This is a genomic window from Wolbachia endosymbiont of Drosophila incompta (assembly GCF_001758565.1).
Taxonomy (GTDB): Bacteria; Pseudomonadota; Alphaproteobacteria; order Rickettsiales; family Anaplasmataceae; genus Wolbachia; species Wolbachia pipientis.
Map to the genome: position 1 here is coordinate 1154624 of NZ_CP011148.1, position 11188 is coordinate 1165811.

11 protein-coding genes, 2 tRNA genes and 1 pseudogene are annotated in these 11188 nt (G+C 35.1%); 5 read left to right on the forward strand and 9 right to left on the reverse strand.

What is annotated here, in order from left to right; translation table 11 throughout:
- Nucleotides 1-105: pseudogene (locus WG67_RS08825) on the reverse strand (biotin transporter BioY); the annotation flags it as partial.
- Between the two features lie 85 nt (nucleotides 106-190).
- Between WG67_RS08825 and WG67_RS05230 the strand changes: the two are divergent.
- On the forward strand, nucleotides 191-778 hold the full coding sequence (locus WG67_RS05230) for a nitroreductase family protein (protein ID WP_070356999.1): 588 nt from the start codon (nucleotides 191-193) through the stop codon (nucleotides 776-778).
- On the forward strand, nucleotides 759-1547 hold the full coding sequence (dapF, locus tag WG67_RS05235) for a diaminopimelate epimerase (RefSeq protein ID WP_006279822.1): 789 nt from the start codon (nucleotides 759-761) through the stop codon (nucleotides 1545-1547). Before WG67_RS05230 ends, dapF begins: the two co-directional genes overlap by 20 nt.
- A gap of 8 nt (nucleotides 1548-1555) precedes the next feature.
- Here dapF and sucD read toward each other — a convergent pair whose 3' ends face one another.
- From sucD to hemF, 8 genes are all read right to left on the reverse strand, one after another.
- Nucleotides 1556-2431, reverse strand: a complete 876-nt coding sequence (gene sucD, locus WG67_RS05240) for a succinate--CoA ligase subunit alpha (protein ID WP_070357000.1) — start codon at nucleotides 2429-2431, stop codon at nucleotides 1556-1558.
- Between the two features lie 3 nt (nucleotides 2432-2434).
- Complete coding sequence (gene sucC, locus WG67_RS05245) at nucleotides 2435-3586, reverse strand: ADP-forming succinate--CoA ligase subunit beta (protein WP_070357001.1); 1152 nt, start codon at nucleotides 3584-3586, stop codon at nucleotides 2435-2437.
- A 37-nt stretch (nucleotides 3587-3623) separates the two neighbouring features.
- On the reverse strand, nucleotides 3624-3824 hold the full coding sequence (gene rpsU, locus WG67_RS05250) for a 30S ribosomal protein S21 (protein WP_006279819.1): 201 nt from the start codon (nucleotides 3822-3824) through the stop codon (nucleotides 3624-3626).
- A 199-nt stretch (nucleotides 3825-4023) separates the two neighbouring features.
- Nucleotides 4024-4097 (reverse strand) — tRNA-Pro (locus tag WG67_RS05255).
- Nucleotides 4098-4315: 218 nt separating this feature from the next.
- Complete coding sequence (locus WG67_RS05260) at nucleotides 4316-5002, reverse strand: 16S rRNA (uracil(1498)-N(3))-methyltransferase (RefSeq protein ID WP_006279818.1); 687 nt, start codon at nucleotides 5000-5002, stop codon at nucleotides 4316-4318.
- 28 nt (nucleotides 5003-5030) lie between these two features.
- Nucleotides 5031-5102 (reverse strand) — tRNA-Glu (locus tag WG67_RS05265).
- A 68-nt stretch (nucleotides 5103-5170) separates the two neighbouring features.
- Nucleotides 5171-6382: an ankyrin repeat domain-containing protein gene (locus WG67_RS05270; protein WP_022626153.1), complete on the reverse strand. Its 1212-nt coding sequence runs from the start codon at nucleotides 6380-6382 to the stop codon at nucleotides 5171-5173.
- A gap of 81 nt (nucleotides 6383-6463) precedes the next feature.
- On the reverse strand, nucleotides 6464-7288 hold the full coding sequence (gene hemF, locus WG67_RS05275; RefSeq protein WP_022626154.1) for an oxygen-dependent coproporphyrinogen oxidase: 825 nt from the start codon (nucleotides 7286-7288) through the stop codon (nucleotides 6464-6466).
- A 160-nt stretch (nucleotides 7289-7448) separates the two neighbouring features.
- On the opposite strand from hemF, the gene WG67_RS05280 reads away from it, so the two are divergent.
- From WG67_RS05280 to WG67_RS08830, 3 genes are all read left to right on the forward strand, one after another.
- Entirely contained in the window at nucleotides 7449-9929 is a 2481-nt protein-coding gene (locus WG67_RS05280) for an ATP-binding protein (RefSeq protein ID WP_070357002.1), read from the forward strand.
- 90 nt (nucleotides 9930-10019) lie between these two features.
- Nucleotides 10020-10862 (forward strand): ParA family protein, encoded by an 843-nt coding sequence (locus WG67_RS05285; RefSeq protein WP_006280226.1) that lies wholly within the window; start codon nucleotides 10020-10022, stop codon nucleotides 10860-10862.
- The coding region (locus WG67_RS08830) for a ParB N-terminal domain-containing protein (RefSeq protein WP_458694935.1) at nucleotides 10859-11188 on the forward strand (330 nt) is incomplete at its 3' end. The genes WG67_RS05285 and WG67_RS08830, both read left to right, overlap by 4 nt.

Sequence of the window (11188 nt, forward strand, 5' to 3'; positions counted from 1 at the left end):
CACAGGCTGCAATGGTATACTTATTTGAGCCATCAAGAATAAAAGTAAAACGCAAGACAATATTTCAGCCAGTGTTGATCTGCTGCTAGATTGTGTTATAAACATACCTTCCCAATAAAAATAACTTATTAAATGTAATATATGTGTATGAGAGGTTTTGCAATTTAAATTTTGCTTATATTGTGCTACAATGAATTATTTATGCACTATTAAATTAAAAATGATGAGTAAACAAGATCTATTATCGTTGATGAAAGCAAGACACAGCGGACGTTCATACGATCCTACAAGAGCAATATCTCAGGAAGACATGGATATTTTAATGGAAGCTGTAAGGCTGACTCCCTCATGTTTTGGTGATGAACCCTGGGGATACGTAATATGCAACAAACAGAACAATCAAAGCGCATGGGAAAAGCTGCTAAATTGCCTTGATGAATCTAATCAAAAATGGGCAAAAGATGCACAAGTGTTAATCATATCTTTAAGCGCTAAGAATTTCCGCAAATCTGATAAAGGTGAAAATTTTTGGGCTAATCACGATACTGGTGCAGCGAATTATGGACTTATGTTACAAGCTGCAGTTATGAACTTAATGGCCCATCAAATGGGTGGATTTGATAGAGATAAAATAGTGAAAGAGTTCAATATACCCAATGACTTTAACGTAATGTTAGTGATAGCGGTTGGTTACGAAGAAGAGGGTGCTGAAACAAGTAAGAAGAAAAGAAGACCAATAGAAGAAATATTTTTTTATGATGAGTGGCCAAAATTCTGAAAATTTTATCAAAATGCACGGCACTGGTAACAATTTCGTTATCATAGACTCACGTTCAACAAACAATTTAGACTGGAACCATAGACAAATTGCTGATCAAAGCAGTTGTGATCAAGTGATAATTATAACAATGTCTAATGCTGCAGACTGTTTTATGCATATCTATAATGCTGATGGCAGTCGAGCTGAAATGTGCGGAAACGCAGCACGCTGTGTTGGATATTTGATAATGTCAGAAAAAGGTGCTGAATACTCCATTATTGAGCTAACAAGCAAACGCATTTTAGAGTGTTTTAAAGTGGGTGATAAATCCATAAAGGTTAACATGGGTAAACCTTTGCTAAAATGGCATGAAATTCCCTTATCTACTGAGTGTGACACTCTTCACTTACCTATAGAGCTTGAAATGCTAAAAGATCCTGTTGCAGTAAATATTGGCAATCCTCACATAGTTTTTTTTGTTGATAACATAAGTGAAATACCATTGCGAAATTTAGGACCAAAGCTAGAAAATCACGCATTATTTCCTCGGAAAATTAATGTTAGTATTGCACAAGTTGAAAAGTCTGGAGAAATAGCTTTAAGAGTTTGGGAAAGAGGTACAGGCATTACTGCATCATGCGGTAGTGCAGCCTGTGCAGCACTTGTTGCATCCACACTACGTGGATATCTGGTTGCCCAACAGACTTCAGTAAATTTACCAGGAGGCAAGTTATTAATCGAATGGGCAAATAACGTATTCATGACCGGTGATATAGGGTTTTTGTGACCCTAATTCTAGTGATGCATTATTTCCAATACCTTCTTACCAATTACTGCAGGGGTTTCAGCAATTGCAATTCCAGCGCTCCGCATAACTTCTAGTTTTGCACCAGCACTTCCACCGCTGGAAGAGATGATTGCTCCAGCGTGTCCCATACGTCTTCCTGGAGGTGCCGTTTGGCCTGCTACAAAACCAACGATTGGCTTTTTAGTTTTTTCTGTTTTCACAAAATGTGATACATCTTCTTCTTCGTTTCCACCTATTTCACCAATAACTACAATACCATGAGTATCGTTATCTTTTAAAAAGAGCTCCATACAGTCGACAAATGTTATACCATGAACTGGATCCCCCCCAATTCCGATACACGTGGATTGACCAAGACCAACAGCGGTTGTTTGTGCTACTGCCTCGTAAGTTAAAGTTCCGGAGCGAGACATAATTCCTATGTGTCCACGCTTATGGATATGGCCAGGCATAATTCCTATTTTGCATTCTTCAGGGGTAATAATTCCCGGGCAGTTGGGACCAATCAATCGACTTTTTGAGCCGATAAGCGCACGCTTAACTTTCACCATATCAAGTATAGGAATGCCCTCTGTAATACAAATTATCAATTCTATTTTTGCATCTATTGCTTCAAGTATTGCAGCAGCAGCAAATTTAGCAGGTACATATATAACTGTAGCATTTGCACCGGTTTTTTCTTTGGCTTCTGCTACAGTATTAAAAACCGGTAAATTAAGGTGAGTGCTCCCACCCTTTCCAGGAGTTACACCTCCCACCATTTTCGTTCCGTAATCAATTGCTTGCTCTGAATGAAATGTGCCTTGTGCGCCAGTAAAACCCTGGCATATTAATCTTGTATCTTTGTTTACTAAAACGGACATGCTTTATTTTACCTCTTTTACTATCTTTTGCGCAGCTTCATCTAGCTCATCTGCAGCAATAATATTTAATCCTGACTCTTCTAAAATTTTTTTTCCTTCTTCAAAATTAGTACCTGATAATCTAACCACTAGAGGAACTTTAATGCTCATTTCTTTTGCAGCCGCAACAATTCCACTTGCGATAATATCGCAACGCATTATACCACCAAATATGTTAACCAGAATTCCTTTTACGTTGCTATCAGACAATATGATTTTAAATGCTTCAGTTACAGTTTCTTTACTCGCTCCACCACCAACATCCAAAAAGTTAGCAGGCTCTGCTCCGTAGTATTTTATTATATCCATTGTTGCCATAGCAAGACCTGCACCATTTACCATGCAACCAATACTGCCATCCATTTTGATGTAACTGAGCCCATACTTTGAAGCCTCTATCTCTTCTTTCACTTCCTCATCATAATCACGAAGTTCCATAATTTCTGGGTGACGATATAAAGCATTATCATCGAAATTAATTTTTGCATCGAGCGCAATAAAATCTCCAGAATTTGTTTCAACCAGTGGATTAATTTCAATTTGGCTCGCATCAGTTGCAATAAACGCATCATATATTTTTTTTGCAATGTTCGATATCTTTTCTATTTGTTCTGGACTCAAATGAAAACTGCTGCTTAACTTGCTGCTATCAAAACTTGTAGCAGGATCAATATCAAATTTCACAATTTTTGCAGGAGAACTTTTTGCCACTTCTTCGATGTCCATTCCACCTTCTGAGGAAAATATGAATATTGGCCTACTGAGCTTCGGGTCGATTACCAGGCTTAAATAATACTCTTTCTTAATGCTTGAGCCTTCTTCAACGTACACTTTTCTTACTTGCTGCCCGCTTGGCCCTGTTTGATGAGTAACTAAAGTCATACCAATCATGTCCTTTACAAACTGTTGAGCTTCTTCAACTGACTTTGCTAGCTTTACGCCACCGGCTTTACCCCTACCACCTGCATGAATTTGAGCTTTAACTACAAACACGTCAGATTTTAATTGACTTACTTGAGTCTTTACTTCTTCTGCAGATGTAGCAACAAAACCTTTTGTCACTGGGACATTAAATTTATGCAAAACTTCTTTCGCTTGATATTCGTGAATATTCATAAAATAACCAATGATAAACTATTAACTTGAGTACAAACTACCAACCATAACGTTGCCTTCTGCACTCTTGTTGGTACCTCTTTTTTTTAGCTTCAGCTTTCTTTTTAGCTCTTTTTTCTGATTTTTTTTCATGATATTGTTTTTTCATTTTCAACCCTCTTCCTTCCTTTTGAATTGTTTTTTTCAATACTGGAAGAGCTCTGTCTACATCACCATAATGGACTGATACTTCTATCAAACTCTATACCTCCTTCGGTAATCATTTCAAAATCTATTTATAAATTAGAAAATTAACATTGTCAATTATTTTATAAACTTGAGCGTTAAAATGTAATATGCCATAATTTACATGGTAAATAATGTCATTCCAGTGTCAGCTACTTGCTTACTGATGGAGATTGCTCTTATGTTACAGCGTTCTTACAATTATACTAACATCGGGGCGGAGAGATTTGAACTCCCGACCCTTTGGTCCCAAACCAAATGCGCTACCAGGCTGCGCTACGCCCCGACTTCTTTACTCAGAGTATCAATAACTCAGGCAAAATGCAAGATTCATTTGTTTACTTTAGAAAAAATATAATATGAGATTTAATATTATCTTAGAATATGTTTTTTATTAGCTCCTCTTTAACAACAGACTGCTTCGTAGAAAGTCTACAGGGTTTTTGTGCGCGCAACACTGAACCAGATTTCTTTATGACCCAAACCTTAGTCATATTTAAAAATCTAGCTACACCAATTGGTGAAAGTGAGTGCAGCAACTACAGCAGTATCGACCCTTAAAATTCTTTTTCCTAGACTCAATTTTTGACAAAACTTATCGGCAAGATCAAGTTCATAAGATGAAAAACCACCTTCAGGGCCAACAATAATAGCAACATTTTTTTTGCCTTTCAGCACTTTGTCAGCTTTACCTGTTTCATCACACAAAACAAAATTTTTACTCTGGGAATCAGGTAACTCACAAAAGTTAATAGGAGGCAAAATCTCTGGTATACTTATCCTACCTGATTGTTCCGCTGCTTCGATTGCTTGTAATTTTGCTCTACTTAGGTTAATATTTTTTACCACTGTACGTTCCGTTGAAATAAATTGAATGCAGATTACTCCCATTTCAGTTGCCTGTCTTACTATGTTGTTCAAAGCAGCACTTTTTACCATGGCACAATACAGGTATAAATTTTCCTCATATTGCTGTTGTTTAGTGCATTCTTTGGGTGTAACTTCTGTCAATTTACGCGATATATTAACTACTTCTCCTAACCATTCTCCATCTTTTCCATTAAAAAGAGAGAGATTATCATACTTCTTAAGCCGCATTACATTGCAAATATAGTGACTTTGTTGTGGATTAAGTGCTAAACTCACGCCTTGTGATAAAGCTTCTTCAACATAGAGCCTAATTTTTCCCATTCAAAACTTTAATTATATTCTACTTGAGTGACTCTTACGGGATTTGAACCCGTGTTACCACCGTGAAAGGGTGGTGTCCTAACCACTAGACGAAAGAGTCAACTTGAATCTAACTAGATTATATCGATTACATATATAAAGTCAATTCAATTATTTTGAATCACATAGTTAGAGGGATATATCAGTAATCTTATATCGACAGCCTCCTATTACTCCATGCTCAATACTCACTGAACCTATCTCAGATTTAGGAGCTAATTCTAATTGTTGTTCAACTTTTGTATCGGAATCATAGCCAGAATCGTAGCCAGAATCTCTACGCTCATATTTCTGCCTTATTTCTTCTACACTAAAGCCAGCCTTGGTCTTAATTTTTTGATCATTAGTCTGTTGCTGACTTATCGACTTATTAGCACTTAGCTCATTTAGCTTCACTTGCCAATCATTCACTTTATCTTGCACTAACCCATGGCAAGTTCCAGAATTAGCTTTTATGTCTTTTGCTTTTCTTTCTGCTCTTTTCTTGGACAAATCTACCCTAGCATAAATAGGTTCTGACGACTGTTCTGGCTCTTTCTGTTTTAGGCTAGTAGGCTTTTTTTGTTCTGAAAGATCATCTATAGTGCAATAAATAGGTTCTTCTGATATACTCAAATAACCACTATCTTCCAATGATAAATTTTCAGTGGATTTTTTATGTGAATCATATATTTCAGCATAAATAGATTCTTCTGATACACTCAAATAACCATTCTCCCCTAATGAGTTACTAACCTTAGCATCATACACCTCAGCGTAAATTGGCTCTTTTGAAGGCAAAGCATCATAATTAGTGCTCTTTGGCTTATACTCAAAAGTTCTAGAAGGTTTTTGAGGTGGTATTACATTGTTGTTCACCTCAGCGTACATAGTTATTGGCTCATATTCAGAGGTTCTAGGAGGTTTTTGTTGTATAGCTTCAACATTCAAATCATCTGTAGAATAATACTCTGCGCCTTTTCCTAGTAAAAAGGAAACTGTGGGGTGAAGAATTATCTCTGCTGGTAAGTTTTTCTCACTATCCAATTTTAGATTTTTTGATTCTGCTAAACTCTCAATAACACGAATTATAACATTCTTTCCATTCTCATCTATTGAGTGGATATCAGCTCCACGATTAATCAGCAATTCCATTATTTTGTGATCTGTAGCATGTCCTAAAGCCTGATTTAAAGCTTGATTATTATTTATATCAAATGATCCTGTATTCTTGAGAGACATAGTCTTTGAAAAGAATTTTCTAAAACTATTTAATGCATCATAGAGAATTAGAGTCAGTTTAACACCTTTTATGTCATTGTTTTTGACAGATTTAATTAAAAAATTATCTATTATGCCCATGATTATACCCCCTATATAAAAGCTCACTACCATGGTACAATTTTAAACTATGATGATTTATTTTCTACTAATAGCAGCTCTCTATAACCACTTAACAAGTGGTGGCATTGACATCATAATTGCATCTGGATTGCCGTCAGTCATTAAACCAAACCTTGTGCCACGATCGTATAACAGATTGAATTCTACATATCTGCCACGTTTTATTAATTGATTTTCTCGTTGTTCTTTTGTCCAAGATTTTTGTATATGTTTACGTATGATGTGCAAATAAATTTCCAAAAAGGCTTCACCTACTGCTTTTGTGAACTCAAAATCGTTTTCCCAGTTGCTAGAACTCAGATTATCATAGAAAATGCCACCAATACCACGCGGCTCTTTTCTGTGTTGTAAGAAAAAATAGTTGTCACATTGCTCTTTAAATTTTGGATAATATCCGGTGTCAAATCTATCACATGTCATTTTGATTGATTCATGAATATACTTGCAATCTTCTTCATTTTTATATATTGGCGTAAAATCCATTCCTCCACCAAACCATTGTTTTGAAGTATATATCAGCCTTGTGTTCATATGTGCTGCAGGGATAAGGGGCGATTGCATATGAGACACTAAAGATATACCGCTTGCCCAGAACTCTCCGTTACTTTCACTTGCACCAGGAATTTCATTAATGGCTGAATCTGCAAATTTTCCGTGTACTTTTGAAACGTTTACTCCAACTTTTTCAAAAACATTACCAAAAATAATTGTAGATTCACCACCTCCACCACCTGGGCGATCCCACTTTCTCTTTTCGATTTTTGGCTCTGCGGATGATTGTTTTTCAATTAATAAGAAAGATTCTATAATCTTATCTCTTAGTGCACAGAACCATTTAAATGCTTGTGTTTTTTGTTTTTCCATAATATCCTCTTGCTAGCTTATTAACATTGTTATATCTGATATTTAAGGAACTTAATTAGATTTGGATGATAATTATCTATCAAAGACGTTAATAAATCTATAATAATTAAATCAATATAATAGAACATTTTCGTATGTACAACAATGCCAAGTAACAATAATGAATAAAAGATACATAGATAACAAAAAAGAGAACAGGGTTGACTTCATACTAAGAAATTATGGAATGTCAATTGTTGTGATGGCAGTTATTATGCTCTTACCTCCAGTAGCAATATCGATACTCTACTTTTTTGATATATATAGTCAGCATATTAATATAGAGATTAATTTATTAGTTAGCATTCTAACAACTCTCTTTATGATGTATAATGTAAAACGCTACAGATACCTACTTAATACTATAGAATTTCAAAATGCAATATTTGCAAATGCACTAAATCATAATACAGAATTTTGCCTTATTTTACATAAAGATGAAGGTATTATTTATGCTGATGCAAGGTTCTACGAAAGGTTTAAAGATCATATAGATGATGACATTACGTTAGACAAGATTCTTGAAATAGGAGATGTTTCAGAAGCAGACAAAAAAGTACTCTATCATGCACTAAAAAATAACTCTTCTGTACAGGTATGCATTTCCTTAAACAAGAAGAATAGAGTATCTAACTTTCTTTTGCTCTTTGAGCCGATACCAGATAATCCCCAAATTGCTATAAATAGTAATAAGATTTTAAATTTATCATTAGTGCCAATAGCAAGGCCAGATGGGTATTTTGTATTAAAAGCAACACAGATAAACAAGGAGCAGATATATGAAGAGTTAATAGAAAAACACAGCATAGGAACTTACATTGCAAATGCCAAAGGGGTGATTTTATCTGTAAATAAAAGATTTTTAGACATATTTGAACTAAAAAAACTGGAAAAAGGTAGCTCAATCAGTGATTTTATATCTCAATCTAAATATAACAATACAACAACCGATAATGAAATTTTGTTTTTTACTATAAGTGGTATTCCATTCAAGGCTTATATGAGCACTGCTATATTTTGTGATAAATACAACCATAGCTATATATATGGCTTTATCACACCAACCGAATCAAATATTGTTGATTATCAATTACACCCTTGTTTTGCAAATTCATCAATTGCTATTGCACAATGTGACATAAACGGCAACTTTGTAAAGAAAAATACGGCACTAATAAAGCTTGCAGGGTCAGATAATAATTCAATCTTTACGTTGATATTGGATAGTTATCATGTGAAAATACGTGAATATTTTTCGAGTAATAGAATAAATAATGCGTCTTTTGATGTACAGCTCAACGGCGGTAATAACATAAAAATATATTTCAATAAGTTTCTTCATAATAAAATGATCTTCATACTTTGTTATTTTATTGACAATACTGAACACAAAAACCTAGAGATAAAGCTTGAGCATTATCAAAAGATGCAAGCTATAGGGCAGTTAGCAGGTGGTATTGCGCATGATTTCAACAATATATTGACTGGGATAATAGGATTTTGCGATTTGCTTTTACTCCAACACTCAGCTGGTGACCCATCTTTTGGAGATATAATACAGATACAGCAAAATGCAAAGCGTGGATCAAATTTAGTAAGACAATTGCTTGCTTTCTCAAGAAGACAGACCTTGCAGCCAAAAATTATTGATGTAAATAATACCATAGCTAATCTTTATGAAATGATAAAAAGATTAATAGGTGAAAATATAAAATTTAATATTTATTATGGTAGAGACTTGGGTGCTGTTAGGGCTGATCAAGGGCAATTAGAGCAAGTTATACTTAACTTAGCAGTCAATGCTAGTGCTGCTATGGAAAAGGGCGGAGAATTAACTATACGAACCTTTAATCAAAAGATTGACTCATTAAATTCTACACCTCAGGATATGTTTTCTCCAGACAAGGAAGCGATTGAACATGGAAATTATGTTGTGATTGAAGTAATTGATACTGGATGTGGAATGACGAGTGATACAACTGAAAAGATCTTTGATCCATTTTTTTCTACCAAAGATATTACCTCTGGTACAGGTCTTGGCCTCTCTACTGTATATGGCATTATTAAACAAACTGAAGGATACATCTATGTTGCTAGCAAAGTAAATCATGGAACTAAATTTAGCATATTTTTGCCCATGGTTTACATATCAGATGAAAATGATAGAGAGGAAGATAGTGAAGAAACAGAAAAACCGGTAGTAAGTGAAATTAAAGGTAATGGTATAATTTTATTAATCGAAGATGAAGATTCAGTAAGGGAATTCATCTCTAAAGCACTCAAAAGAAAAGGATTTGATGTAATAGAAGCAAGCATAGGCAGCGAGGCGCCAGAAATAATCAGTAAAAAAAGTCAACATATAGATCTTATAATCACTGATGTAATCATGCCAGAGGTGAGCGGCCCAGAAATAGTTAAAGAAGCATTGATCCATAGGCCAAATATCAACGTTATTTTTATTTCTGGGTATGCAGAAGATGCTTTTTTAAAGAGTGATGACATCAATATAGAAGATTTTCACTTTTTGCCAAAACCATTCACTCTGAATGAATTAGGAAACAAGGTTCAAAGTGTGTTACACAAAGCAAAAAAGACAGTCTAATTTTAGTGTGGTTAGCAACAAAAAAATTTTCTAATGCAAAAGTTTCTTGCATATATACAATAGAATTATTTTATACATAAGATAANNNGCGTGAGCAAGATTATTGCAATAGTAAATCAAAAGGGTGGAGTTGGCAAAACCACAACTAGTATAAATTTGTCGACAGCCTTTGCTGCTGTGGGAAAAAGCACTTTATTGGTAGATCTTGATCCTCAAGGAAATGCTAGCACCGGACTCGGGATTTCTTATCGTAGTAGGGAAGAAAAAAACATATACAAAATACTACTAAGCAGCGAAAATAAATTGATAGAATCGGCAATTTTCAATATAAAGGAAATTCCGAATTTATCGCTAATTTCGTCAGTAGTTGATTTGTCAGCTGCAGAAATTGAATTATCGCAACTTGAGCGAGGAAAATTCGTACTAAAAAGCGCATTGGAGAAGATACGCGATAATTATGAGTATATAATCATCGATTGCCCTCCATCACTTGGGCTTCTGACCATAAATGCTTTGACTGCTGCTAATTCTATTATTGTTCCTCTTCAGTGTGAATTTTTTGCTCTGGAAGGATTAAGCCATTTAGTTAAAACTGTGGAGCTAATAAAAAGGAATAACCTAAACCCTTTTTTGGCAATAGAAGGGATAGTGTTAACAATGTATGACAGGCGCAACAAACTCAGTGAACAGATTAAAAACGATATTTGCCAGTATTTAAATGATAAAGTATACAAAACTATCATCCCATTGTATGAGACTGTTATTCCACGTAACGTACGGTTATCAGAAGCGCCTTCTCATGGAAAACCCGCTATTGTGTATGATCTTAAGTGTCCTGGTGCACAAGCATATATAAGTTTGGCAAGGGAAATTTTAAAAAAGCACGCGAGCAGTTGTAAGGAGAAGAAACTAGTAAGCGAGGGCGTAGTATGAAGGATGATAGACGCCTCGGCAGAGGTCTTGCCGGCCTCATAGGCGATAATTATGATAATAAAGAAGATCGACAAGAGCATTTGCCTATTTCATTACTGCACCCAAGCAAATTTCAACCGAGGAAACATTTTGACGAGGAGTCATTAAGAGAACTTGCAAATTCGATAAAGAAAAGTGGCATTATACAGCCTATCGTGGTACGCAAAGATTCAAATGATGATGGTTATGAAATAATAGCTGGAGAACGTCGTTGGCGAGCAAGCAAGATTGCAAATCTTGATAGTGCACCGGTTATCATAAAAGATCTGAGCGACAAGGAATGCTTG

Coding starts and splice junctions, on each gene's coding strand:
- WG67_RS05230 (WP_070356999.1), top strand. CDS start 191: ATGAATTATTTATGCACTATTAAATTAAAAATGATGAGTAAACAAGAT.
- dapF (WP_006279822.1), top strand. CDS start 759: ATGAGTGGCCAAAATTCTGAAAATTTTATCAAAATGCACGGCACTGGT.
- sucD (WP_070357000.1), bottom strand. CDS start 2,431: ATGTCCGTTTTAGTAAACAAAGATACAAGATTAATATGCCAGGGTTTT.
- sucC (WP_070357001.1), bottom strand. CDS start 3,586: ATGAATATTCACGAATATCAAGCGAAAGAAGTTTTGCATAAATTTAAT.
- WG67_RS05260 (WP_006279818.1), bottom strand. CDS start 5,002: ATGGGAAAAATTAGGCTCTATGTTGAAGAAGCTTTATCACAAGGCGTG.
- WG67_RS05270 (WP_022626153.1), bottom strand. CDS start 6,382: ATGGGCATAATAGATAATTTTTTAATTAAATCTGTCAAAAACAATGAC.
- hemF (WP_022626154.1), bottom strand. CDS start 7,288: ATGGAAAAACAAAAAACACAAGCATTTAAATGGTTCTGTGCACTAAGA.
- WG67_RS05280 (WP_070357002.1), top strand. CDS start 7,449: ATGAATAAAAGATACATAGATAACAAAAAAGAGAACAGGGTTGACTTC.